Origin of the sequence: Rhodoferax sp. AJA081-3, assembly GCF_017798165.1 — a bacterium.
Taxonomy (GTDB): domain Bacteria; phylum Pseudomonadota; class Gammaproteobacteria; order Burkholderiales; family Burkholderiaceae_C; genus Allorhodoferax.
In genome coordinates, this window is sequence record NZ_CP059068.1 from 3091891 (window position 1) to 3115302 (window position 23412).

The following is a 23412-nucleotide window of genomic DNA, read 5'->3' on the forward strand; positions in this document are numbered from 1 at the left end:
TAGAAAAAATACTAATGGCCGTCTGGATGCCGGGTCGGCACCCGCAGCACAGCGTCCGCGAACTGCTAAACTGAAAGACGGCTATTGTAATTTGCCCGAGTGGCGCTTTGTACCTGGGTTACGGAACTCCACTTAGCGTTTTCGCTATCAGGGTTTCCACCAGATTACACCTCTAAGGCAACGTCCATGCGACTCCAAACCACCACTGACAGCACACCCAATCCACTGCTGCAACCATGGGGTCCGCCGTACGGACTACCGCCTTTCTGCCAAGTCGATTCAGCACATTTCGTGCCAGCCTTCGAGCAGGCGCTGGCACAGCATCTGGCAGAAATTGAGACCATTGCCAGCCGCCCAGACGCACCGTCCTTTGAGAACACCATAGCAGAGCTGGATACCAGTGGCCGATTGCTGGACCGAATTACCTTGCTGTTTCACAATTTGACCGCCAGCGAGACCTCGCCCGCGTTACAAAAAGTGCAGTTGGAGATGGCCCCGAAGCTGGCCGCGCACGAAAACACCATCTTTATGCATGCCGGGCTGTTCGCCCGCATCGATGCCCTGCACGAGAAACGCCATACGCTGAACCTGAACGCCGAACAACTGCGCGTGCTGGAACGGTTGCACCTGGACTTTGTGCGTGCCGGCGCCCGCCTGAGCGGCCAAGAGCGCCAGCGTTATGGCGAGATCATGGGTGAGCTGGCCACGCTGTGCACACAATTTGGGCAAAACCTGCTGGCCGAAGAGTCCACCTACACGCTGGAACTCAAGACCGAAGCCGACCGCGCCGGCCTGCCCGCCTTTGTGCTGCAGGCTGCCAAGGCCGCGGCACAACAACGTGGCCTGGGTGAAGATGCCTATGCGCTGACACTGTCGCCATCCCTGGCCGAACCCTTCTTGACCTTCTCTAGCCGCCGCGACCTGCGCGAGACCCTGTGGCGCGCCCGGGTTGCCCGTGGCGCCCATGCCGGCGAACACGACAACCGCCCGGTGGCCGCCAAGATCATGGCCCTGCGCCAGGAACAGGCGGCCCTGCACGGCTACACCACCTATGCCGACTACGAACTGGTGGACCGCATGGCCGGCAAAACCAGCGCCGTGCTCGAACTGCTGCACCAGGCCTGGGAACCCGCCAAGGCCTACGCCGAAGTCGACCGCCAGACGCTGACCGAGATGGCCCACACTTTGGGCGAGCCCACGCCCATTGCCGCCTGGGACTGGCGTTACCTGGCGCAAAAAGTACGCGCCCAGCGGTTCGATCTGGACGACGCGGAGCTCAAACCCTATTTCTCGCTGGACGCCATGGTGGCGGCGATGTTTGATTGTGCGCAGCGCCTGTTTGGCCTGCGTTTTGTTGAACAGACGGAGTACGTGTTGCACCATCCCGATGCCCGCCTGTGGGAGGTGCGAGGGCAAGATGGTGCACTGGTCGGCCTGTTTATTGGTGACAACTTTGCCCGCAGCTCCAAACGCAGCGGCGCCTGGATGAGTGTGTTCCGCAGCCAGTCTGGCCACAACGGCGGCACGCTGCCCATCGTCATCAACAACAACAACTTCGCCAAGGCCAGCCCCACACTGCTGAGCTTTGATGACGTGCGCACCCTGTTCCACGAATTCGGCCATGGCCTGCACGGCCTGTTGTCCAAGGTGCACTACGAGCGCCTGGCCGGCACCCAGGTGCTGCGTGATTTTGTCGAGCTGCCTTCACAACTGTTCGAAAACTGGGCCATGGAGCCCGAGGTGCTGCAACGCCACGCCCGCCACTACGAGACCGGCGAACCCATGCCCGCCGCCCTGCTGGACAAGCTCAAGCGCTCGCGCCAGTTTGACCAGGCCTGGGCCACCGTGCAGTACACGGGTCCGGCGCTGATCGACATGGCGCTGCACGCGTTGCCCAACGGTACGGCGGTCGACATCGCCGCGTTTGAAGCCGAGCAGTGCGCCACACTGGGCATCCCGGATGACATTGGCTTGCGCCATGGCCTGAGCCACTTCCAGCACCTGTTTTCGGGCTCCAGCTACGCCGCCGGTTACTACGTCTATATGTGGGCCGAGGTGCTGGAAGCCGATGGTTTTGCCGCCTTCACCGAGGCCGGCAGCCCGTTTGATGCCGTCACCGCCGAGCGCCTGCGGCGCACCATCTACAGCAGCGGCAACCGCCAGAACCCAGCGGATGCCTACCGCGCCTTCCGCGGGCGTGACCCGCAGGTGCAGCCCATGCTGAAGAAGCGCGGGCTGCTGGCCGAAACCACTACCTGATTCCGGAACCCCAAGTTATGTCTTCCATCTGGCAAAAACCCGTCACCGTCGAGATGCTGACCACCATCAGCGCCAACTCGGCATCGTCCCACCTGGGCATTGAGTTTGTGGAGATCGGCGACGACTTCATCACCGCCCGCGTGCCGGTCGATGAGCGCACACGCCAGCCTTATGGCCTGTTGCACGGTGGCGTCAGCGTGGTGCTGGCGGAGACATTGGGTTCGCTGGGCGCGGCCATGTCCAGCCCCGAAGGCACGCGCGCCGTGGGTCTGGACATCAACGCCAACCACCTGCGCGCGGCCACCAGCGGCTGGGTCACCGGCACGGCACGCCCCATCCACCGGGGCCGCACGACCCATGTGTGGCAGATCGAACTGCACAACGATGCGGGCGAGATGACCTGCATCTCGCGCATCACGATGGCGATTCTCGAACCCAAAAAGTAGCCCCCACGCTCCGCCGCTCTGCGGATCGCTGCCCCCCGAGGGGGCGCGTTTCCTCTTGGGGCGGCCCGGCGAGGAAACCTAGGTGCCGGCCCGGCTTTTTGCAAAGGCCACGTACCAGTCCAGACAGCCCGGGTTGGCCATCGCGTCCTTGTTGACGACCTTCTCCAGCGGCTGGCCCAACAGCAACTTCTTGATCGGCAGCTCCTGCTTCTTGCCCGACAGCGTGCGCGGAATTTCGGCTACCTGAAAAATAGCATTGGGCACAAACCGCGGGCTCAGCGCCGTCTTGATGGCGTTCACGATCTTGGCCTGCACCGCATCGTCCAGCGTATGGCCCGCACGCAGCACCACAAACAAGGGCATATAACTCTCCCGCCCCAGGTATTCCAGGTCCACGACCAGGCTGTCCACCACCTCGGGCAGGGCCTCGACCGCGCTGTACAACTCACTGGTCCCCATGCGCAGGCCGTGGCGGTTGATCGTTGCGTCGCTACGGCCAAAGATCACACAACCCTCGCCGCCTTCTTCCTTCGTGCCCACACGCAGCCAGTCGCCATGGCGCCAGACACCACCAGCCTCGGCCGGGGCATCACCGCCACCGGGCTTGCGCCCATGGCCGGGCGGGTACATCTCGAAATAGCTGGCCAGGTAACGCGCGTTGTCCACATCGCCCCAAAAGTACAGCGGCATGGACGGGATCGGCTGGCTGCAGACCAGCTCACCCACTTCACCCAACACCGGTTCGCCCGCTTCGTTCCAGGCCTCCACCGCGCAGCCGAGCAGGCGGCATTGCATGACGCCGGGCTCTTGCGGCAGCTCGCGGTGGCCACCGATGAAAGCGCCGCAAAAGTCCGTGCCGCCGCTGATGTTGCACCACCAGATATTCTGCTGCGCATCGTTTGCGGCGATGCGGCGGAACTGCTCCGTGCCCCAGCTTTGTGCTTCTGGCGACAAAGGCGATCCCGTCGTACCCAAAGCCCGCACCGCAGACAGATCGCCACACTGTGACAAATCCACCCCGGCCTTCAAACAGTTGGCATAAAACGCCGCGCCGGCCCCAAAGAAGGTGACCCCGGTTTCGCTGGCAAAGCGCCACAGCGTGGTCCAGTCGGGTTGCGCGGCGCCCGTCGCATCCGGCCCTTGGGGTTTGCCGGCTCCGGGGTTGCCGTCAAAGATCACACAGGTCGTTCCATTGAGCAAACCGGCCACCTGCGCATTCCACATCACCCAGCCGGTGGAGCTGTACCAGTGGAAACGTTCGCCCCAGGTGTTGGCCGCGTAGCTGCAACCCACATCGTTGTGCAGCACCTTCATCGCCAGCGCCACCAGCACCGTACCGCCATGGCCGTGCACGATGGGCTTGGGCAGGCCGGTGGTGCCGCTGGAGTAGACGATCCACAGCGGGTGGTCAAAAGGCAGCCAGACGGGCTCAAACACCGAAGTGTTTGCATCATTTCTGGCTGTAGCCCCCGAGAAATGGACCTGAGTCGCTATGGATTGGATAGCATTCTGCGGTACATCCAACGTGCCCAGGTTGGCGTGCAGGATCACGTGTTGCACGCTGGGCAGCGCATCCACCAGCGCCTGCACGACCGCCATGCGGTCCAGGTCGCGCCCACCATACCGCACGCCATCGCAGGCGATCAGCACCTTGGGCGTGATCTGCTGGAAGCGGTCCAACACGGCGTTGGTGCCCATGTCGGGCGCGCAAATGCTCCACACCGCGCCGATGCTGACCGTGGCCAGAAAGGCAACCATGGCTTCAGGAATATTCGGCAGATACGCCGCCACCCGGTCGCCCGGCTGCACACCCTGGGCCTGCAGGTGCAGCGCCAGTGAGGCGACTTGGCGGCGCAACTCGGGCCAGCTCAGCTCGCGGTGCTCGCCTGCCTCATTGCGGCTGATGACCGCCGCAAAACCCGCCGCATCGGCTGGCGCCACATGGCGGAACACCTGCTGCGCGTAATTGGCCTGCGCGCCGGGAAACCACACCGCACCCGGCATCACATTCTTGGCCAGCACCGCGGTGTGTGGGGTGGGTGACTGCATGCCGAAGTAGTCCCACACGCTTTGCCAGTAGGCATCCAGGTCGGTGATGGACCAGTTCCACAAGTCGCGGTAGGTGGCGAATGACAGGCCCCGGTTGGCCTTCAGCCAATCCTGATACAGGCGAATCTGCGGAATGTATGGCGCGGGTCTGTGTGCGGGTGTTTTTGTCTCGTGCATGCTGTTCGTCACTTTCTCGGGACTGTTCTGTTGCCACCCATGGTTGTGGATGCGCCGGTGAGTGTTGCATGGTACGGTGGCGTTGTGCACGTACGCAGGTGACACCTCGCATCCGCCCTTTGCACTTCCTGTTAGAAACGTCAATAGAAGGAATGAATGACCATGATGAACTTCGGATACAACGGACTGTTGGGCCTGCTGGTGCTTGCAGGCGACATTTGGGCCATCCTCAACATTGCCCAGAGCTCTGCCAGCAACGAAAAGAAACTCATTTGGATACTGGTTGTCGTGCTGCTGCCGCTGTTGGGATTGGTGTTGTGGTATTTTCTGGGGCCGCGCAGCGGGCGTTCTGGCTGACAGGGAGGGATGCTAGCTAACCCGGTGTAGGCAATCCACAAGTGATACGGGTTGGAGCCAGAAACTGACATTAGTGGATGACCGAAATCAGGAAGGCCGTCACCGTGTGCAGACGCGCTAAAGTGTCGCCCATGCTCAACGAATCCGAAGTAACTGGCCGCGCTAGAACGCACGTAGTCCAAATGCTGAAACCCAGGTTCGCTGCGCAACCTGAGGTTGTGCAGGCCTTTCTCGCGATGCGCGCTGCAGCGGCGCAGGATGGTTTCGATCTCCATCCCTTCAGTACTTATCGGGATTACGACACCCAACTGCGGATCTGGAACAACAAATTCACCGGGAAGAAACCTCTGTACGACCTGGATGGAAATGTCCGGGACTTTGACTCACTCACTGAACGCCAGATAGTCGAAGCCATCCTGCATTGGTCCGCACTCCCTGGCGGCAGTCGACACCAATGGGGAACTGAAATCGATGTGGTCGAAGGCAACGCAGTGGCCGCAGGCTATTCGCCCAAGCTCCTGCCAGAGGAGACTGCCGTCGGCGGAATTTTTAGGGAACTGCACCTTTGGCTGGATCAGAACATTGCCAGATTCGGATTCTTCAGACCCTACAACTACTTTAAGGGTGGGATGTATCCGGAGCCATGGCACCTCAGCTATGCGCCTGCGTCATTGGAAGCGATCAAGTCGGTGACCGTCGACCTCCTTACCAACGTGACCCGTGAGGCAGATATTTTTGGAAAGGACATCGCGTTAGAACTGATCCCATCTATCTACGAAAACCACATCCTCAACTGCGTGGGGCCAGATGAACAACGACCTGTGGTGAACCTATGACAGGGGTCCGCATGCGTGCGCATCGGTCCTCCGAAGGTTTTCCGACTGGAACGGTGGGTTGAGTATGGACGGCGCTCGAGAGCTCTACCATGCCCTGTTGGAGTATGAGGGAACAGCAACTTACAACGATGTGCTTCAGCCATGGCTAGACAGCCATGGTGATGAGGTTCTATGGATCCGGGCCTTTGGAGGCCGTCAAGGCAGCCCCATTCCTGCAGCAGATGCCGATGACTTATTTCGACTCTACGCACTGCACCGCGTCTGCGAGACGCTAGTTTTAGGATTTCAAAAGGGACGAGCCGACGGCAGCGACTGGCCCGGTCCCGTCATGACCACCGCGGAATACACCAGTTTCGTCGAAGCGGTCGGACTCACCATAGTTCACCCCACTCGCTACACACCGTTCCACCACGAGGTGGTAAACGTGGAAGTTAGCAAAGAGCTTCTGAGCATGCCGGTACTTCTATCGAGCCATTGGCCGTGCTTGATGATAGGAAGCATGCTATTCATGAGAGCTGGAGCGATGGTCCTGGCCAATGAGCATCAGTTGACACCGGGCATTGCAGATGCCACAACACTCTATTGGTCTCATCGGCGCAAGAATAGGCCCACGAGTGATCTCTCCAAAGGCTGGGGCAGCAATTCCCAGTGGAGGACGTGTCTACGCCGGGACTACCACGTTCAAGATACCTACCACTTCAACGTAGATGGAAAATGCAATCTGACGACACATTCGGAAGGTTCCATTGATGACTTCGAACTTACCAAAGCCGAGCGTATTGAACTGCTCGTCAACCGCAACTTCGTGACCACCAAGAAGCCGCATGACGATCTATGCCCATATGACGACACTGTTTCTATCAATGCAAATTCGACTTAGTGCCCGGCGATGCGGGTTTCGGGGTCCGTGGCACTCGACGATTCAGCGGGCGTAGATGGCCATGAAAACTATTCACATCGACGGTACGAAGATTTCTAACTGGTCGTCATTCTTCGACGAGTTTTCTCTCGCGTTCGGCTTTCCCGAATTTTTCGGGCGAAATATGAACGCTTGGATAGATTGCATGACAAACCTAGACGAAGAGTTCAGTTCGGTTCAAGTTCAACCTGGGGAAATGATCTGCGTCGCTCTGGACAGTGCAGCCGACTTCAAGAAGAGATGCCCTGAGCAGTTCCAAGCTTTCGTAGAGTGCGCAGCATTCGTCAACTGGCGCCGTCTTGAGATTGGCAACCCGGCAATCCTTGTGGTTTCTTTCTATGCCTAGTCTCATGGAACTCCACATCATCTATACCGAAGCAGAGATGCTGATTTCGAAGAAGTCGTACTCATCTTGGCAAGAAATCCAAAAAGAACACGACGGCTACAAAGCATCTCTTGGCCCCTGGCATCATGAACAAGTCATAGACTACCTTTCGGCAGAATATTCGAATCTACTCCCATCAGCATCTGAGCAAGTTGTAGCGTTTGTTGGTTCCACAATGAGCGAGTGGACGCTTTCGTTCTGCTGATCAACCATCGGCTTTGCGTCAGGAAGTAATCACTCATCGGGGTCAGTTACTCCCCCGCCGCCTTCGCCATCCGCTCACTCTTCCAATACACGTCATCCCCCACCGTGCCATCGGTCCGGTAACGGTTCAACACGCGAGACAGCACAAACATCAGATCCGACAAGCGGTTCAAATACTGCCGTGGTGTGTCTTTCAACGCGTCCTGCGCGCCCAGCGCAACCACCGCACGCTCGGCGCGGCGGGCCACGGTGCGGCATACGTGGGCTTGGGATGCAGCGCGGGTACCCGCGGGCAAGATGAACTCCTGCAAGCGCGGCAGGTGTTCGTTGTGCTCGGCCAGTGCCTCGTCCAGCGCCAGCACGGCCTCGGGTTTGAGCAGTTCATAACCGGGGATGGACAGCTCGCCGCCCAGGTTGAACAGCTGGTGTTGTATCTCCACCAACACGTCGCGCACGCCCTGGGGCATGTCTTCACACAGCAGCAGGCCGATGTGGGAATTGAGTTCGTCCACGTCGCCCATGGCGTGTACGCGCAGGCTGTCTTTGGAAACGCGGGTGTTGTCGCCCAGGCCGGTGGTGCCGTTGTCCCCGGTGCGGGTGGCGATTTGTGTGAGGCGGTTGCCCATAGTCAGCTCCATGCAAGGACAAAAAAAGTCTCCCATCGTAAACTGATCCTCCCAGCACCACCGCTCCGCGGCCGGCTGCCCCCAGGAGACACAACAATGAACGCTCCCACGCCCCCCCTGCATTTATTGCCTGAAGTGAACCAGCGCCCGGTTCCGCCGGAATTGGTTGAGGCGCTGCAAGCGCAATTCGGCACGCGCTGCTCCACGGCCCTGGTCGTGCGCGAGCAGCACGGGCGGGACGAATCTTCGTTCGACGTGCCACCGCCTGGCGCCGTGGTCTTTGCCCACAGCACGGCCGAGGTCGCCCAGGTAGTCAAGCTGGCGGCGCAGTACCAGGTGCCGGTCATTCCCTTCGGCGTGGGCACCTCGCTGGAGGGTCATTTGCTGGCCGTGCAGGGCGGCATCAGCCTGGATGTGAGCCAGATGAACAAGGTGTTGTCCATCAACGCCGAAGACCTGACGGTGACGGTGCAGCCCGGCGTGACCCGCAAGCAGCTCAATGACGAGGTCAAGTCCACCGGTCTCTTCTTCCCCATAGACCCCGGCGCTGACGCCACGATTGGTGGCATGACCGCCACCCGCGCCAGCGGTACCAATGCCGTGCGCTACGGCACCATGCGTGAAAACGTGCTGGCACTGGAAGTGGTCACCGCCCAGGGCGAAACCATACGCACCGGCACCCACGCCAAGAAATCCAGCGCTGGCTACGACCTGACACGGCTGATGGTGGGCAGTGAAGGCACGCTGGGCGTGATCACCGAAGTGACCGTCAAGCTCTACCCGCTGCCCGAAGCCGTGATGGCGGCCACCTGCTGCTTCCCCAGCCTGGCCGATGCGGTCAACACCACGATACAGATCATCCAGCTGGGCGTACCCATTGCGCGCTGCGAGCTGCTGGACTCCACCACCGTGAAGGTGGTCAATCAGCATTCCAAACTGAGCCTGCCCGAGAGCGCCATGCTGCTGATGGAATTCCACGGCTCACCGGCTGGCGTGCAGGAGCAGGTGGAAACGGTGCAGGCCATCGCTGCCGACAACAACGGCAGCGCCTTTGCCTGGGCCGCCACCCCCGAAGAGCGCACCAAGCTATGGACCGCGCGGCACAACGCCTACTTTGCCGGCGTGCAGTCGCGCCCCGGCTGCAAGGCCATCACCACCGACACCTGTGTGCCGATCTCGCATCTGGCCGATGCGCTGCTGGACTCGGTGACCGAGGCACAAGAGGCGGGCATCCCCTACTTTTTGGTTGGCCATGTGGGCGACGGCAACTTCCACATGGGCTACCTGATTGACCCCAATATCCCAGCCGAGCGCGAAACGGCCGAGCGGCTGAACCACCAGCTGGTGGAGCGCGCGCTCAAGTTGGGCGGCACCTGCACCGGTGAACACGGCGTGGGCCTGCACAAGCAGGGCTTCTTGGTGGCCGAGACCGGCGCGGGTGCGGTGGACATGATGCGCGCCATCAAGCGGGCGTTGGACCCGCTGAACATCATGAACCCGGGGAAGATCTTTACGCTATAAATTTGCTAGCTATTCAGATCCATCCGACGGGGGCTAGCGGCATAAATCGCTACAACAACCTGTCTGCAGAGACATCTTCCTGTCGCACCCCCAAGGCGGCCATGGCTGTGGGCACCGGCAAGCCCCGCACCAGCGCCGCGGCCAGCTCACCCATGGCCGGCGCAGTCTGTATGCCATAACCCCCCTGCCCCGCCAGCCAGAAGAAGCCTGGCGCATCGGGCGCAAAACCCACCACCGGCGTCTTGTCGGCCACAAACGACCGCAGCCCCGCCCACTTGCGCCGCACCTGGCGGATCTGCAGCGTGGTGGCGGTCTCGATACGGTCCACGGCGATGGCTACATCCAGCTCCTCCGGCTGCACGTCTTGCGGCTCTACCGCGTCTTCGTTGGCAGGGGACATCAGCAGCACACCGGCGTCGGGCTTGAAGTAGAAACTCTCGTGCGCATCAATGACCAATGGCCAGTGGCCGATGTCGCAGCCCGCGGGGGCTTCGGTGGTGAACGCGGTGCGGCGCTTGGGCACCAGGCCTATGGGGGCCACACCTGCCAGCTGGGCCAGTGCATCACACCACGCACCCGCGGCGTTGATGACGATGGGTGCTGAAAAGCTGCCGGCTTCTGTGTCGACACGCCATGCACCTGCTTCGCGTTGCATGCGCTGCACACCGGCACCACACACCAGTTGTGCACCGGCGGCCTTGGCACCGCGCAGAAAACCCTGGTGGATGGCGTGTACGTCCATGTCCATGGCGTCGGGCTCGTACACACCGCAGTGCGCAGCCTCGGGCCGCAGCACGGGCACACGTTGCAGGATGTCGGCCTGGGTCCACCACTGCACATCGGGCACCAGGGCGCGCAGGTCTTGCCAGACGGTGCGCAGGTGGTCGTGGTCCGCCGCTGCGCCCACAATCAGTGAGCCCCGTGGCGTGACCAGCGGGTGCTCTGCAAACCCTGGCGGCGGGTTGAAATAAAACGGCCGGGACGCAGTGGTGATGGCCCGCACGGTGGCGTTGCCATAGGTCTCGGAGTACATGGCCGCTGACCGCCCGGTGGCGTGGTAGCCGGGCTGGGGCTCGCGCTCCAGCAGCAGCACGCGCACATGCGGCGCCAGAAAGTAGGCGGCCGATGCGCCGGCCATGCCTGCACCCACAATCAGAACATCAACAGACTGCATGGCATCACTCATATATTCAGGTTTAGACTGCTACTTTTTTGATAGCTATAGAGATAACAATTACGGGGGCTATCGGCATATTTTGCGGCGGATTCAAGTACAAAGCGCAACGGAATGCAGTGTAAGAGGTCTGACGGGTAGGTTGTAGAAGACCTCATGCGGTGTGCGATAGCCCAGGCACTTACGAGGCCGATGATTGAGTAAGTACACAGCTTCATCGACCTGAGCCTGTGTCACCTTGAGCAAACTGCACCCCTTTGGAAAGAACTGTCGCAGCAGCCCGTTGGTGTTCTCATTGAGCCCACGCTGCCATGAGCAGTAGGGCTTGGCAAAGTACACCTTCGCCCTCAAACAACTTGCAATGAATTCGTGCTCAGCGAACTCCTTGCCGTTGTCAAAGGTCAGTGTCTTGCAGGCATGTCTGTGGGGGCGCAGCAAATCGACAATGGCCTGCGTCACCCCCGCACTGTGCTTGGAGCGTAGTGGATGCGCCAAGGTATAGCGGGACTTGCGTTCCACCAGTGTCACCAACACGCCTTTGCGCCCCCCGCCGATCACCGTATCGCCCTCCCAGTCGCCTATGCGCTTCTTGCTATCCACCACTGCGGGGCGATGTTCAATTCCGACCCGGTTCTTGAGTACCCCACGGCGCTCTCGACCACTGGCATAGCGCTTTCTACGAAGTTTTTGACAGCGCAAGTACCCGACTAAATCACCGCCCTGGGCTTTGTTGGCATAGGCGTATTGGTAGATGGCTTCGGTGCTAATCGACAAACGATCCTCTAAAGCCAGGCGGTCACTGACTTGCTGGGGAGACAAGCTCAGGCGCAGATACAACTCCACGAGTTGCCACTGCTCTGGATCGAACTGGCGGGCATTGCGACGCTGTGTCTGTCTCTGAGTCGCTTTGTCTTGGGCCAGTGCAGGTTGGTAGCCCCGGGCACTGGCATTGCGCCTGAGCTCGCGGCTGATCGTCGAGCTGCTACGTCCAAGCTCTGCTGCAATTTGCGACAGATGAATGCCTTGGCGCGTGAGGTTGTGAATTTGGTATCGTTCTTCTTGGGTCAAGTGTGTATAGGTCATGGTGCAACGTTTGGGACTGGCCGGTCACAAAAGTGCATCCTATTCACTCTTGGCCCAACCCGTTTCTAAAACGTTGCACTTCGTACTTGAATCCGCCTGCACCAAGGCATTGGGCCGGGGCTGGCCATCCATATTTCCTCCACATTTGACGGCGACAGTTCCTTCCCAGCGATGCCACGGTGGCATCCACCAGGAGACTGCCATGCACGACTACCGCCCCACATTTTGGAACCTGCTGCAGGCCGCCAGCGCCACAGCCCTGCTGGCACTGCTCAGCGGCTGCGGAGGCGGCGGCAGTGCGAGCGCGGTGGATGCCCCCGTCGCCGTGGCTGCCGACACCACCTCCGTGCAGGCCGATGCCGCGACACCGCCGCCCGCCCCTGTGTTGACCGACGACCGCGCCCGCCTGGGCCAACAAATCTTCACCGACCCCAACCTGTCCGAACCCCGCGGCACCGCCTGCGTGGCCTGCCACCAGCCCAACCAGGGGTTTGCCGGCAATAACAACAATGGTGGCGCACGCATCGGCGTGGCGCGGGGTAGCCTGCCCACCAGCCTGGGCCTGCGCAATTCCATGACCAATAGCTACCAGGGCTTCATCCCGGCTTTCGGCTTCCAGACCGAAGGCGGTGAGACCGAGGCCATAGGCGGCCACTTCTGGGATGGCCGGGTCGACACCATGGCGCAGCAGGCGCTGGGGCCTTTTCTGAACCCGCTGGAGATGAACAACCCCAGCCGCCGCGCCGTGGTGGACAAGATTGCGGCCTCGCGTTATGCGCCACTGTTCCGCCAGCAGTTTGGTACCAATATCTTCAATGACACCGACGCCGCCTTCACGCAGATCGGCGTGGCCATTGAAGCCTTTGAGCGTGCGGCGCTGCAGCCCTTCAGCTCCAAGTTTGACGCCATGGTGCGCGGACAGGCCACCTTCACACCGGCCGAGGCACGGGGCATGGCTTTGTTCATGGACCCTGCCCGCGCCAACTGTGCCGGCTGCCATGTGATGGACCCGACAACCGGCAAGCCAGAGGATTCGCTGTTCACCGAGTTCACCTACTACGCCAACGGCATTCCGCGCAACACGGCCATCCCCCGCAATGCCGACCCCGCCTTTTTTGACCTGGGCCTGTGCGGCCCCGAGCGCACCACACTGACCCTGCCTGCCGACGTGGTGCCAGGAACCACAGTCAGCAACTTCTGCGGCAAGTTCAAGATGCCCACCCTGCGCAACGTGGCCGAGCGGCCGGCCTTTATGCACAACGGCTTCTTTAACAACCTGGCCGATGTGGTGCGCTTCTACTCCACCCGCAACACCAACCCGCAGCGCTGGTACGGCCCCAGCGGTGTCCCCAATGACCTGCCCGCCCAGTACCGCGGCAACATCGAATCGGTGAAAGCGCCGTTCAACCGCGCACCGACTGCTGGGCCACTGCTGACGGAACCCGAGGTCAACGATGTCGTCGCCTTCTTGCGCACGCTGTCGGATGGCTTCCGTGCACCATGAAACACCGTCGAGAAACCAGAAGCCGGGGCGGTAGAGCGTTCTGCGCAGGTAAAGGAGGAGCCCGCAGGCGCAAGCCGGAGGGCGGGGGACACGGAGCAGAACGCTCTACCGCCCCGGCGCCTAGCCTGGCTAAGATGTGTTGATGCGCACGCCACGCCGACTTCCCATAGCCCTGCAACTGTCGCTGCTGATCGCGTCAGCTGTCGTGATAGCAGTGCTGGTGGTGGGGGCCCTTAGCTTTCTAAACCTGCGCAGCGGCTTCAAAGACTATTTACAAGTGCGCGACGAAGAGCAGCTGATGCGTTTTGTGGCCATGGTGGAGCGCCGCGCCGCCACCGACACCGAACTGCAGTGGCTGCGCCAGGACCCCGACCCCATGCGGGCGTTGATGGACGAATTCGCCGGCCGCGCCCCACGCGGCCAACGCCCACCCCCACCGCAACGGGGTTACGACCGCCCACCACCACCCCGCCCCGATGACGCATCGCCGCGCACACCCCGCGGCCAAGGCAGCCTGGGCGAACGCATGCTGCTGCGCGACGCCCAAGGCCAGCGCCTGGCCGGCCGTCCACAACCACCTGGCGTGCAACGCACCACACGCGCCATCAAGGTGAATGGTGTGGAGATCGCGTTTGTGGACTTGCTACCCGAGCCAGAACCCGAAGGTGTGGACGCCCGCTTCCTGCAGCGCCAGACCAGCCGCCTGGTCTGGGCCGCGCTGGGCACCATACTCGCCGCCGTGCTGGCAGCGTGGTGGATGGCGGGCCGCTGGAGCCGCCCGCTCTTGGCCCTGCAAAGCGCCAGCCGCGAGATCGCCCGCGGCCGCCGACCCGAGCCCCTGCAGCCCACCGGTGCACGCGAGATTGCGCAGCTGATGGAAGACGTCAACACCATGACCGCCGAGCTGGCGCGGCTGGAGACCGCACGCCGCGTCTGGATCGCACAGATCTCGCACGAGCTGCGCACCCCTTTGTCGGTGCTGCGCGGCGAGATGGAAGCGATTGAAGATGGCGCCCGCCAGCCCACGCCGCAGGTGATGGCCAGCCTGCGCGATGAGGTGCTGCAGCTCACACGCCTGGTCGATGACCTGCACACGCTGTCGGTGGCCGATGTGGATGGCCTGCGCTGCGACTTCACTGCGGGTGATGCCCATGCCAACCTGTGGCGCGTGGCCCAGCGTTTTGAAGCGCAGGCCCAACAACGCGGCCTGTCACTTTTGTTGCCTGCACAGGCCTTCACGCCCATGAACGTGAACTGGGACTTTGGCCGCATCGAACAACTGCTGGCCAACCTGCTGACCAATAGCATGCGCTACACCGACGCACCCGGCAGCATTGCCGTGGACTGGCACAGCGACGGTCGCACCGTGACACTCACCGTGGACGACAGCGCGCCCGGCGTCAGCGATACCGATATGCGTGAACTGTTTGAGCCGCTGTTCCGCGGCGACAAGGCGCGCCAGCGCGGTGACGGCCAACACGGCAGCGGCCTGGGCTTGGCCATTGCACGCTCCATTGCCCACGCACACCAGGGCACGGTAACAGCCGGCGCGTCGCAGCGCGGTGGTTTGCAGATGACAGTGCGCCTGCCGGTGAACCCGAGCTCGGTCGCGGCGCAGAAAGGTGCAGCATGAACACCAAGGCCACAGCACTCGGAAAGCAGCACATCCTGGTCGTAGAAGACGACACCAAGATCGCCGACATGTTGACCAACTACCTGCACATGCATGGCTTCGAGACCACGGTCTGCAGCAATGGCCTGGACGCCGTGCCCCTGGTGCGCGCCATCACCCCCGCGCTGGTGGTGCTGGACCTGATGCTGCCCGGCCAGGACGGCATCGCCGTATGTGAACAGTTGCGCGCCTTCTCCGCCGTGCCCATTATCATGGTGACGGCCCGTGTGGACGAGATCGACCGCCTGTTGGGGCTGGATACGGGTGCTGATGACTACGTCTGCAAACCCTTCAGCCCACGCGAGGTGGTGGCCCGCATCCAAGCACTGCTGCGGCGTGCACAGGGCAGCCTGTCGGCGCAGGCGCACCACGCTGCACCCAACAGCGTTACGGCACCCGCAGCCGCCGCACTGGTGGCCGACGACACCACACTCAGCATCCGCTGGAACGGGCAACTGCTGCCGCTAACCCCGGTCGAGTTCCGCCTGCTACGCCTGTTGATGTCACGCCCCAGCCATGTGTTCAGCCGCGCGCGTCTGCTGGACCATGTGCACCACGACCTGCGCGATGTGAGCGACCGCGCCATCGACAGCCACATCAAGAACCTGCGCCGCAAGCTAGACGCCGCGGGCGCCGTGGGGCACAGCGTGGCGTCGGTGTATGGGGTGGGGTACCGGTTTGAAGTAGATTAAGCGAGTGTTCCGCGCGACCTAGAATAAAACCAGAAGGAGGGAATCCGCATGGCAAAAACAAACATCGAGAAGTTGAAAGAGCTGGCTGTTGATACGGCATCGGCCACCCAGCGGGGCTTGACCTCCGCCCAAGATGCCGCCAGCAAAGCTGGCGGTGTGGCTCTGGCAGCTGGGCGATCCGTACAACACGCGATCGGCGACGCGGTGGAGCATGACAACACCAAAGCCGCTGTGGCAAAAGTAAAAGGACTTGCAAGCTCCGCCACGCAGGAAGCGAAGAAACTGACGGGCCGCGTAGTAGACACCGTCAAGGCGGTCGATGCCAACCACAAGGACGTCGCCGACAAGGTCGAGACAGTGTCCATGGGCCTGGGCATCACCTCTGGCGTGGTGGCAGCGGGAGCGGCCTTGGCGGCGCCAAGTGGCTTGGGCGCCATCGGTGTTGCCCTGGGCGTAACCAGTGCCCCGCTGATCGTCACCGCGGCCCCCATCATCGGCGCTGCGGCGACCGCCGCGGGTGTGGTTTCAGGAGGCGCCTACTTTTATTCCAAGTGGAAATCCAAGCAGACGGATGAAGAGGATTCGGAGAAGCCGTAGGTTTCTCTGAGGGATGTTGTGCGTGGTGATAATGCGGCACCACAAGAACGAGACAAGCTCCCATCCATGCAAACATCTTCCCCGCAACCCGGCCGTTTTTACCGCGCAGTTTTGTTCCCCCCGGTCCGCGCGGTTCTGGGCTTCTTCTGGGTCGGTGGCGCCATAGGTATGGGCGCTGGTCTCGCCAGCCTGCTGCCCGAGAACCTGCAAGCCTGGTCGCCACTGCTGCTGGCACTGGGATCACTGGTGGGCTACTACACCTTTGTTCGTGTCGTCGAGCGGCGCCCGGTTACCGAGCTATGGTCCGTGGGTTGGCTGCTGGAAGCTGTGGCTGGCATTGCCATCGGTGTGGCCCTGTTCAGTGTTGTCATCGGCATACTTTTTCTGCTGGGCAGTTACACGGCCACGGTCGCAGCCAGCACCGCCGGCGTGATGCCGGCATTGACTGCCGCCGTCATGGCGGGGGTGACCGAAGAACTGTTGATACGTGCGGTGGCCTTTCGCATTCTGGAGAGCTGGCTGGGCAGCTGGATCGCCCTGGCCATCTCCGCCATCCTGTTCGGCGTGATGCACCTGCCCAACCCCGAAGCCACCGCGCTGAGCTCGGCAGCCATCGCGCTGGAGGCCGGCGTGATGCTGGCCGCCGCCTATATGCTCACGCGCCGGGTCTGGCTGGCGATTGGCATCCACATGGCATGGAACTTCACCCAAAGCGGCATCTTTGGCGCGCCTACATCTGGCGTGCCAAGCCCTGGTTTTCTGGAAGGCCAACTGCACGGGCCGGCATTGTTATCAGGTGGCAGTTTTGGGCCCGAGGCATCGATTGTGGCGGTCACCGTCTGCCTGGCTTTGGGCCTGTACATGTTGCGCCTGGCGCACGCCAGAGGACACATACTGAAGCCATCGTGGCGACGGGTTGAAGCTACGGTTTAAGACGTCGCCCTTTGCCATGGACCGCTTGTACAAGCCACATTTTCTGCAGCACGTGAAGCAGGCCATGGCGAATCGGTTTCCGGATTTCGTCCAACACTCGGTTCCCCGTGACCACCCCCAGCGCGAGCTGTTCAGTGGGGATCTGCTCTACCGCGCGCCTGTGTCCACCTGCGCAACCGTGTGGCTGCGTTGGGTGCCCGGCCCCGGTGTGGAGCGCTACTTCAATGTCTACCTGGGTTGGAGCCCAGCGCCCAACCATCTGCCCCAACACCACACGCAGGACTTTCGCCTCTACAGCCTCTCGGCACCCAGCCCCGAGTTTGCAGCCGCGTCGCTGGATCTGGAACAGATCGAAGGCAAAGCGGCCATCGGCGGTATCACCATTCCGAGTCCGTGGGACCAGATCCTCACGGTAAAGGCAGCAGCACCCAGGCGCGAACAACAGGCCATTCAGAACAAGGCGTTTGCCGAAGCCCAGACCCTGAGTGATGCAGACCGCGCGAGTGCGGTGGCGACCACCATCGACGACGTTTGCAAGCGGGTGCAGGCGCAACTACCGGCGTTTACGGACCACCTGCGCGCCATAAGACATGGCGCATAAATCACCCTCTCATGCCGAAAGCCGTGATCGCCTGGTTGCACTCGCGCGCGAATCGCAGTGGCTCATGGACGCACTGGACGCCGTGCGCAGCCTGGGCCTTTCATCATGGTGCATTGGTGCCGGCGCTATCCGCAATCTGGTGTGGGATGCGCTTCACGACCGGGTCGTGCCGTCCGCGCTGGCGGATATCGATGTGGTGTATTTTGATGCCGACTGCCTTGCGCCGCAGCAAGACGTGGACATTCAAAACAGGCTGGTTGAACGGATGCCCGGGGTTCCGTGGGAGGTCACAAACCAGGCCGCCGTACACCATTGGTTTGAGGAATACTTTGGGCATGCGGTCCAACCGCTGGGGTCGCTGGAGGAAGCCGTAGCCTCTTGGCCGGAGTACGCAACGTCTGTTGGCCTCCGATTAGAAGCCGATGACTCCATTACGGTCATTGCGCCACACGGGCTGGAGGACTTGTTTAACTGCGTCGTGCGGCGCAATCCGGTCCGCGTCAGTGTTGACACCTACCGCCAGCGGGTCGTTCAAAAGCGGTACGCTGCGCGTTGGCCAAAGGTGCAGATTGTGCCGTGCTGAAAACTACACGGGCTACGCGTCAGCTCACAGCGTAGCAATCTCCGCAATCGCATTCGCCATGTATTCGATCTTGTGCTGCATGTCGGCTTCGGTGTCGCCGTAGCGTTGGGCGATCTCGGCGAAGCTGTCCTGGATTTCGATGAAGGCGTCGACCATGTCGGGGTCGAAGTGGGTGCCGCGTTCGCTGAAGATGATTTGCACTGCCTTGTCGTGCGGCACACCGTCTTTGTAGACCTTGCTGGTGATCAGCGCGTCGTACACATCGGCCAGGGCGATGATGCGGGCCGACACGGGGATGTCCGTGCCCGCCAGGGCGCGGGGGTAGCCGCTGCCGTCCCACTTTTCCTGGTGACACAAGACAATGTCCTTGACCATGGCCAGCAGGGGCGATGGGCGGCCCAGGGTTTTCTCGGCCCGCTCGATGGCGGCATGGCCCAGCGTGGTGTGGGTGCGCATGATGCCGATTTCGTCTGCCGTCAACCTGCCGGGCTTGAGCAGGATGCGGTCTGGCACACCGACCGAACCCATGTCGTACAAGGGCGCACTGCGGTACAGCATGTCAATGAAGGCGGGGGTGAGGACGGCCTCGAATGTGGGGTGTTTGCTCAGCGCCTGGGTCAGGGCCAGCACATAGTGCTGCACGCGCAGGATGTGGCTCTCGGAGTCGGCCTCGCGCATTTCGGCCAAGGTTGCCATGGCAAAAACCAGCACCTGTTGGGCGTGCTGGACCTCGTCGGTCGCAGGCGTTTGCGGGCTTGGGGTGGGCATGGTCAATCTCCTTGGGGGCCGTTCAGTGGCGCTTGGTACAACCATACCATTTTGCCACCCGGCTCGCTACAGCGGGCCGTTGGTTTTATCGCTTGCGCTTCAAACTCCAGGCTGACCAGCCACGCACCGGGGCGCAGTTCGGCCTGTGCTTTGGCCACGGCGCGCGGCATGCTCTCTGGCCGCTGGAACAGGTAAACCATGTCATAAGAAGACCAGTCTGCCGCCCAAATGTCGGCCCGGCGCACCTGCGCCCAGGGGCAACGCAGCGCACACAGGGCGCGCAGTGGCCAGCTCCACTCCAGGCCAAACAGTTGGGCTTGCGGGTAGGCGCGGCGCAGGGCTTTCAGACCATGGCCCAGGCCACAACCGGCGTCCAGCACATGGGCGCCGTTGGGCAGTGGGGCGTGCTGGGGCAGGCTGTCCAGCGCGTGTGCAGGTGTAGGGAATAGCGGCGCATCGCGCCAGGCATTCAGCGGGTAGACCGCCAGCAGCAGTAGCAGCGGGACCAGCCAGGCCCAGGCGGGCAACACGGCTGCCAAGCCCAGTGACGGAAGGCTTAAAGCCAATGACAGCGGAAAACCCGCAGCGATCAGTACCCGGCGCCACCAGCTGTTGCCCAGCAGGCTAAGGCCCACGCCCAGCGCGGTGGCGGTGACCAGTGCCCAGTGCTGCGCAATGCCCTGCCCCATCAGCGCCCGGAACAGCAGCCAGGCTGCGGCCCAGGTCAGTACGGCGGGCAGCGGCCAAGTGCCGAGGGCTTTGCGCACAGCGTCCCTATGGGATGCAGCTTATCGGCTGGTGCCAGGCGACAGGCGTTCGATCAGTCCGTTCAACTCGTCCAGCGAGCCAAACTGGATGACAACCTCACCCATCTCTTCTACCCGGCCATTGCGCTTGACGCGTTTCTTGACCTGAATCTCGACCTGCGCCATCAGCAGATCGGAGAGTTCTTCTTCCACCCGTTTGAGGTCGCGCGACTTTTCTTTCTTGGGCTTGGGCGATGCAGTCAGTTCGAATTCAGCACCCAACTTTTTGACCAGACCCTCGGCTTCGCGCACCGACATCTTTTTGGCGGCAATCTGGTTGGCAGCGGTGATCTGTGTACCCCGCTCCAGCGACAGCAGCGCACGGGCATGGCCCATGTCCAGGTCACCGGCCATCAGCATGGTCTGCACGGGTTCGGCCAGATTGAGCAGGCGCAACAGATTGCTGGCGGCGCTGCGCGAGCGGCCCACGGCCTGGGCGGCGGTTTCGTGTGTCAGGCCAAATTCCCGGATCAGCCGCTGCAGGCCCTGGGCCTCTTCCAGCGGATTCAGGTCTTCGCGCTGCATGTTTTCGATCAGCGCCATAGCGGCGGTGGCCTGGTCACTCACATCACGCACCAGCACGGGCACGCTGTCCAGCCCTGCCAGCTTGGCCGCGCGGAAGCGGCGTTCGCCGGCGATGATTTCGTACAGCGGGCGAACAGGCTCGTCACCCACTACATTGCGGTGCAACCGAGCTTGTTCGTCGCTCAAGCGACGAACAAGTATCGGTTGCATGATGCCCTGGGCCTTGATGCTTTCGGCCAGCTCGTACAACGCGCCCTCGTCCATGTGGGTGCGGGGCTGGTATTTGCCGGCCACCATATCGGTCAGCATCAGTGTGCTGGGTGGGCCGTCGGCTGCGGGGGTTGTGGAAGCGGCGTCCAGCGCCACGGGCTCCTTGACCTTGGGGCCAAGCAATGCTTCCAGACCCATGCCCAGGCCCTTGGGTTTTTTCGTGACCATATGTTTAAACGTTCGCTTTCTTCGTATTCAAAAATGGGGCCAGCAGCGCCCGGCCCTCGGGCCAGTCGCCCAGGCCGGAGTCGGCGTTGATGTGGCCTTTGTTGCCGTAGTCGACAAAGGTGGAACCCCAGGCGCTGGCAAGCTGCTGCGCGCGTGCCAATGTGCAGTACGGGTCGTCATGGCTGCCCAAGAGCGTGCTGGCAAACGGCAGGCGCTGCAGGACGATGGGTGACCAGCTTTTGAGCGGGGCGCGGAATTCTTCCCGCTCGGCATCACCCGGCGCCACCAGCAGTGCGCCAACCACGCGGTGTGTGTTGCGCGAGTGTTCTGCCCAGGCAGCAGTCAGCAGGCAGCCCAGGCTGTGGGCCGCCAGCACGACCGGGCCAGGTGGCGCGGCCAACACCGCTTCTTCCAACTGCATCATCCAGTCGCCACGCAGAGGTTGCATCCAGTCGTGCTGCTGCACACGCTGGTCGCCATACAGCGCTTCCCAGCGGCTTTGCCAGTGGTCGGGGCCCGAGTTTTGCCAGCCGGGCAGTATGAGGACGGTGGTGGTGGATGCAGTAGTCACGGTGGGTTTGTCAGGCAATTGCTATGATATTGAGAGCAATAGAGTGAGTATTTACGGGGGCTAGGGGCTTGTTTTGCTTATAACATCTTGGCTGGACGCCCTTTACATCGCCGCAATACGTGCCACCATTTCCTGCGCAAACGCCACAAAAGCCTGCGCGCCCTTGGACGACGGGTCAAACACCACACCCGGCACACCATAACTGGGCGCCTCGGCCAGGCGCACATTGCGCGGAATGACGGAGTCAAACACCTTGTCGCCAAAGTGGGCCTTGAGTTGTTCACTCACCTGCATCTGCAAGGTGATGCGCGGGTCGAACATGACACGCAGCAGGCCGATGATCTGCAGGTCGTCGTTGAGGTTGGCCTTGACCTGCTTGATGGTGTTGACCAGGTCGGTCAGGCCTTCCAGCGCAAAGTATTCACACTGCATGGGCACGATGACGCCATGGGCGCAGCACAGGCCGTTGAGCGTCAGCATGCTCAGGGACGGCGGGCAGTCGATCAGCACAAAGTCGTATTCGGCATCCACGGCCTCGATGGCCTGCTTCAGGCGTTTCTCGCGCCGCTCCACTTCGACCAATTCCACCTCGGCACCGGCCAGCTCGCGGTTCGCACCCAGGATGTCGTAGCTGCAACCACCCTCTTTGAGCTTGTCACTCTGGGCGCGGGCCTCGGCGATGGTGGCAGATTCGAGCAACACGTCGTAGACGGTGAGCTCCAGCTTGCGCTTGTCCACGCCCGAGCCCATGGTGGCATTGCCCTGCGGGTCCAGGTCGATCATCAACACCCGCTGACCGACCTTGGCCAGGCCGGCTGCCAGGTTAACGGTGGTGGTGGTTTTGCCGACGCCGCCTTTTTGGTTGGCTACACAGAAGATCTTGGCCATACTATTTGGACACCGCCAGCTTGATGCCAAAACCGATCAGGAACAGCCCGGCAATTTTCTCCAGCACTTGGGAGATGACGGGGTTGGCGCGAATACGCTCTGCCAGATAGTGCGTCAACAGCACCGAGATAAGGCCGTACACAAACGTGATGGCGGCGATGGTGCCAGCCATAAAGCCATAGGTCAGCAATCCGCGTTGGCTGACCGGGTCCACAAACAGGGGGAAGAAGGCCATATAGAACAGGATGGCCTTTGGGTTGAACAGCGTGATCATCAGTGCCTGGCGGAAGTAGTGACCAGCCGTGATATTGAGCACCGGCGCCGCGCCGGGTTTGGCCAGCAGCATCTTGGCACCCAGCCAGGCCAGGTAGGCAGCACCAATCCACTGCACCGCGTGGAAGGCATCCGGGTAAGCCGCCAGCAGCGCCGCCACCCCAGCCACGGCCGACCACATCAGTACTTGGTCTCCCGCAATCACCCCCATGGTGGCCGCCAGCCCGCCGCGGATACGACCTTTGCTGGTGGACGTGATCAGCGCCAGATTTCCGGGGCCGGGGATCAGCAGGAAGACGATGATGGTGACAACAAAAGTGCCGTAGTCGGTGACGCCAAGCATGGTGGTGTTCTTTCTGGGGAAAGGGCGAGTTTACATCCCGCATTCCTGTTCACTCGCGTTTTGGACTTTGGTCTTCGCACGCATCAGGCATGGGGTACGCGTTTTGCTCCGTGTCCCCCGCCCGCTGCGCGGGCTCCTCCTTTTACCTACGCAAAACGCATACCCCACGCCTGGTGCTGAGG

Annotated in this window: 25 protein-coding genes; 15 read left to right on the plus strand and 10 right to left on the minus strand. The window is 61.9% G+C overall.

Annotated features, from left to right (window positions below; genetic code table 11):
* The first annotated feature begins 291 nt into the window (after positions 1-291).
* Both HZ993_RS14525 and HZ993_RS14530 read left to right on the plus strand, forming a co-directional pair.
* Positions 292-2259, plus strand: coding sequence for a M3 family metallopeptidase (locus tag HZ993_RS14525; RefSeq protein ID WP_245213634.1), 1968 nt, complete (start codon positions 292-294; stop codon positions 2257-2259).
* A gap of 17 nt (positions 2260-2276) precedes the next feature.
* On the plus strand, positions 2277-2705 hold the full coding sequence (locus HZ993_RS14530) for a PaaI family thioesterase (RefSeq protein ID WP_209393448.1): 429 nt from the start codon (positions 2277-2279) through the stop codon (positions 2703-2705).
* A gap of 78 nt (positions 2706-2783) precedes the next feature.
* On the opposite strand, the gene HZ993_RS14535 is transcribed toward HZ993_RS14530, so the two are convergent.
* Positions 2784-4931: an acetoacetate--CoA ligase gene (locus tag HZ993_RS14535; protein ID WP_209393449.1), complete on the minus strand. Its 2148-nt coding sequence runs from the start codon at positions 4929-4931 to the stop codon at positions 2784-2786.
* Positions 4932-5093: 162 nt separating this feature from the next.
* On the opposite strand from HZ993_RS14535, the gene HZ993_RS14540 reads away from it, so the two are divergent.
* From HZ993_RS14540 to HZ993_RS14560, 5 genes are all read left to right on the plus strand, one after another.
* Positions 5094-5288 carry a PLDc N-terminal domain-containing protein gene (locus tag HZ993_RS14540; protein ID WP_245213635.1) on the plus strand — a complete coding sequence of 65 codons (195 nt, stop codon included), beginning with the start codon at positions 5094-5096 and terminating at the stop codon, positions 5286-5288.
* 131 nt (positions 5289-5419) lie between these two features.
* Positions 5420-6124: a M15 family metallopeptidase gene (locus tag HZ993_RS14545; protein ID WP_209393450.1), complete on the plus strand. Its 705-nt coding sequence runs from the start codon at positions 5420-5422 to the stop codon at positions 6122-6124.
* A 64-nt stretch (positions 6125-6188) separates the two neighbouring features.
* Positions 6189-7004 (plus strand): hypothetical protein, encoded by an 816-nt coding sequence (locus HZ993_RS14550; protein WP_209393451.1) that lies wholly within the window; start codon positions 6189-6191, stop codon positions 7002-7004.
* Between the two features lie 61 nt (positions 7005-7065).
* Entirely contained in the window at positions 7066-7389 is a 324-nt protein-coding gene (locus HZ993_RS14555) for a barstar family protein (RefSeq protein WP_209393452.1), read from the plus strand.
* A gap of 4 nt (positions 7390-7393) precedes the next feature.
* A complete protein-coding gene (locus HZ993_RS14560) occupies positions 7394-7633 on the plus strand; it encodes a hypothetical protein (RefSeq protein WP_245213636.1) in 240 nt (79 codons plus the stop codon).
* A 46-nt stretch (positions 7634-7679) separates the two neighbouring features.
* Here the strand turns inward: HZ993_RS14560 and HZ993_RS14565 are convergent, their stop codons facing one another.
* The gene (locus HZ993_RS14565; protein WP_209393454.1) at positions 7680-8258 is read right to left on the minus strand and encodes a cob(I)yrinic acid a,c-diamide adenosyltransferase; all 579 of its coding nucleotides are present in this window, start codon (positions 8256-8258) and stop codon (positions 7680-7682) included.
* 96 nt (positions 8259-8354) lie between these two features.
* On the opposite strand from HZ993_RS14565, the gene HZ993_RS14570 reads away from it, so the two are divergent.
* Positions 8355-9779 carry an FAD-binding oxidoreductase gene (locus tag HZ993_RS14570; RefSeq protein ID WP_209393455.1) on the plus strand — a complete coding sequence of 475 codons (1425 nt, stop codon included), beginning with the start codon at positions 8355-8357 and terminating at the stop codon, positions 9777-9779.
* A gap of 49 nt (positions 9780-9828) precedes the next feature.
* Here HZ993_RS14570 and HZ993_RS14575 read toward each other — a convergent pair whose 3' ends face one another.
* Both HZ993_RS14575 and HZ993_RS14580 read right to left on the minus strand, forming a co-directional pair.
* Positions 9829-10953: an FAD-binding oxidoreductase gene (locus HZ993_RS14575; protein WP_245213637.1), complete on the minus strand. Its 1125-nt coding sequence runs from the start codon at positions 10951-10953 to the stop codon at positions 9829-9831.
* A gap of 93 nt (positions 10954-11046) precedes the next feature.
* The gene (locus HZ993_RS14580; RefSeq protein ID WP_209393457.1) at positions 11047-12036 is read right to left on the minus strand and encodes an IS30 family transposase; all 990 of its coding nucleotides are present in this window, start codon (positions 12034-12036) and stop codon (positions 11047-11049) included.
* 202 nt (positions 12037-12238) lie between these two features.
* Between HZ993_RS14580 and HZ993_RS14585 the strand changes: the two genes are divergently transcribed.
* The 7 genes from HZ993_RS14585 (at position 12239) to HZ993_RS14615 (ending at position 18618) form a co-directional block, all read left to right on the plus strand.
* Entirely contained in the window at positions 12239-13540 is a 1302-nt protein-coding gene (locus tag HZ993_RS14585; protein WP_209393458.1) for a cytochrome-c peroxidase, read from the plus strand.
* A gap of 142 nt (positions 13541-13682) precedes the next feature.
* Entirely contained in the window at positions 13683-15173 is a 1491-nt protein-coding gene (locus HZ993_RS14590) for an ATP-binding protein (RefSeq protein ID WP_209393459.1), read from the plus strand.
* Entirely contained in the window at positions 15170-15904 is a 735-nt protein-coding gene (locus HZ993_RS14595; RefSeq protein WP_209393460.1) for a response regulator, read from the plus strand. Before HZ993_RS14590 ends, HZ993_RS14595 begins: the two co-directional genes overlap by 4 nt.
* A 48-nt stretch (positions 15905-15952) precedes the next feature.
* A complete protein-coding gene (locus HZ993_RS14600) occupies positions 15953-16501 on the plus strand; it encodes a hypothetical protein (RefSeq protein ID WP_209393461.1) in 549 nt (182 codons plus the stop codon).
* 66 nt (positions 16502-16567) lie between these two features.
* On the plus strand, positions 16568-17434 hold the full coding sequence (locus HZ993_RS14605) for a CPBP family intramembrane glutamic endopeptidase (RefSeq protein ID WP_209393462.1): 867 nt from the start codon (positions 16568-16570) through the stop codon (positions 17432-17434).
* 16 nt (positions 17435-17450) lie between these two features.
* On the plus strand, positions 17451-18035 hold the full coding sequence (locus HZ993_RS14610) for a hypothetical protein (protein WP_209393463.1): 585 nt from the start codon (positions 17451-17453) through the stop codon (positions 18033-18035).
* Positions 18025-18618, plus strand: coding sequence for a nucleotidyltransferase family protein (locus tag HZ993_RS14615; protein WP_245213638.1), 594 nt, complete (start codon positions 18025-18027; stop codon positions 18616-18618). The genes HZ993_RS14610 and HZ993_RS14615 overlap by 11 nt, the downstream gene beginning before the upstream one ends.
* Before the next feature lie 24 nt (positions 18619-18642).
* Here HZ993_RS14615 and HZ993_RS14620 read toward each other — a convergent pair whose 3' ends face one another.
* From HZ993_RS14620 to HZ993_RS14645, 6 genes are all read right to left on the minus strand, one after another.
* On the minus strand, positions 18643-19386 hold the full coding sequence (locus HZ993_RS14620; protein WP_245213639.1) for an HD-GYP domain-containing protein: 744 nt from the start codon (positions 19384-19386) through the stop codon (positions 18643-18645).
* 2 nt (positions 19387-19388) lie between these two features.
* Positions 19389-20153 carry a trans-aconitate 2-methyltransferase gene (locus HZ993_RS14625; protein ID WP_209393465.1) on the minus strand — a complete coding sequence of 255 codons (765 nt, stop codon included), beginning with the start codon at positions 20151-20153 and terminating at the stop codon, positions 19389-19391.
* A gap of 21 nt (positions 20154-20174) precedes the next feature.
* Positions 20175-21155 carry a ParB/RepB/Spo0J family partition protein gene (locus HZ993_RS14630; RefSeq protein ID WP_209393466.1) on the minus strand — a complete coding sequence of 327 codons (981 nt, stop codon included), beginning with the start codon at positions 21153-21155 and terminating at the stop codon, positions 20175-20177.
* A gap of 4 nt (positions 21156-21159) precedes the next feature.
* Complete coding sequence (locus tag HZ993_RS14635) at positions 21160-21726, minus strand: alpha/beta hydrolase (protein WP_209393467.1); 567 nt, start codon at positions 21724-21726, stop codon at positions 21160-21162.
* 102 nt (positions 21727-21828) lie between these two features.
* Positions 21829-22614 carry a ParA family protein gene (locus tag HZ993_RS14640; RefSeq protein ID WP_209393468.1) on the minus strand — a complete coding sequence of 262 codons (786 nt, stop codon included), beginning with the start codon at positions 22612-22614 and terminating at the stop codon, positions 21829-21831.
* A gap of 1 nt (position 22615) precedes the next feature.
* The gene (locus HZ993_RS14645; RefSeq protein ID WP_209393469.1) at positions 22616-23230 is read right to left on the minus strand and encodes a LysE family transporter; all 615 of its coding nucleotides are present in this window, start codon (positions 23228-23230) and stop codon (positions 22616-22618) included.
* Positions 23231-23412: the final 182 nt, after the last annotated feature.

Excerpts from the sequence above, each read along its gene's own strand:
- HZ993_RS14565 (WP_209393454.1), bottom strand. The coding sequence starts at position 8,258 with ATGGGCAACCGCCTCACACAAATCGCCACCCGCACCGGGGACAACGGC.
- HZ993_RS14600 (WP_209393461.1), top strand. The coding sequence starts at position 15,953 with ATGGCAAAAACAAACATCGAGAAGTTGAAAGAGCTGGCTGTTGATACG.
- HZ993_RS14550 (WP_209393451.1), top strand. The coding sequence starts at position 6,189 with ATGGACGGCGCTCGAGAGCTCTACCATGCCCTGTTGGAGTATGAGGGA.
- HZ993_RS14530 (WP_209393448.1), top strand. The coding sequence starts at position 2,277 with ATGTCTTCCATCTGGCAAAAACCCGTCACCGTCGAGATGCTGACCACC.
- HZ993_RS14555 (WP_209393452.1), top strand. The coding sequence starts at position 7,066 with ATGAAAACTATTCACATCGACGGTACGAAGATTTCTAACTGGTCGTCA.
- HZ993_RS14570 (WP_209393455.1), top strand. The coding sequence starts at position 8,355 with ATGAACGCTCCCACGCCCCCCCTGCATTTATTGCCTGAAGTGAACCAG.
- HZ993_RS14535 (WP_209393449.1), bottom strand. The coding sequence starts at position 4,931 with ATGCACGAGACAAAAACACCCGCACACAGACCCGCGCCATACATTCCG.
- HZ993_RS14615 (WP_245213638.1), top strand. The coding sequence starts at position 18,025 with ATGGCGCATAAATCACCCTCTCATGCCGAAAGCCGTGATCGCCTGGTT.
- HZ993_RS14585 (WP_209393458.1), top strand. The coding sequence starts at position 12,239 with ATGCACGACTACCGCCCCACATTTTGGAACCTGCTGCAGGCCGCCAGC.
- HZ993_RS14605 (WP_209393462.1), top strand. The coding sequence starts at position 16,568 with ATGCAAACATCTTCCCCGCAACCCGGCCGTTTTTACCGCGCAGTTTTG.
- HZ993_RS14545 (WP_209393450.1), top strand. The coding sequence starts at position 5,420 with ATGCTCAACGAATCCGAAGTAACTGGCCGCGCTAGAACGCACGTAGTC.
- HZ993_RS14540 (WP_245213635.1), top strand. The coding sequence starts at position 5,094 with ATGATGAACTTCGGATACAACGGACTGTTGGGCCTGCTGGTGCTTGCA.
- HZ993_RS14560 (WP_245213636.1), top strand. The coding sequence starts at position 7,394 with ATGGAACTCCACATCATCTATACCGAAGCAGAGATGCTGATTTCGAAG.
- HZ993_RS14645 (WP_209393469.1), bottom strand. The coding sequence starts at position 23,230 with ATGCTTGGCGTCACCGACTACGGCACTTTTGTTGTCACCATCATCGTC.
- HZ993_RS14590 (WP_209393459.1), top strand. The coding sequence starts at position 13,683 with ATGCGCACGCCACGCCGACTTCCCATAGCCCTGCAACTGTCGCTGCTG.
- HZ993_RS14580 (WP_209393457.1), bottom strand. The coding sequence starts at position 12,036 with ATGACCTATACACACTTGACCCAAGAAGAACGATACCAAATTCACAAC.
- HZ993_RS14595 (WP_209393460.1), top strand. The coding sequence starts at position 15,170 with ATGAACACCAAGGCCACAGCACTCGGAAAGCAGCACATCCTGGTCGTA.
- HZ993_RS14620 (WP_245213639.1), bottom strand. The coding sequence starts at position 19,386 with ATGCCCACCCCAAGCCCGCAAACGCCTGCGACCGACGAGGTCCAGCAC.
- HZ993_RS14630 (WP_209393466.1), bottom strand. The coding sequence starts at position 21,155 with ATGGTCACGAAAAAACCCAAGGGCCTGGGCATGGGTCTGGAAGCATTG.
- HZ993_RS14575 (WP_245213637.1), bottom strand. The coding sequence starts at position 10,953 with ATGCAGTCTGTTGATGTTCTGATTGTGGGTGCAGGCATGGCCGGCGCA.
- HZ993_RS14610 (WP_209393463.1), top strand. The coding sequence starts at position 17,451 with ATGGACCGCTTGTACAAGCCACATTTTCTGCAGCACGTGAAGCAGGCC.
- HZ993_RS14640 (WP_209393468.1), bottom strand. The coding sequence starts at position 22,614 with ATGGCCAAGATCTTCTGTGTAGCCAACCAAAAAGGCGGCGTCGGCAAA.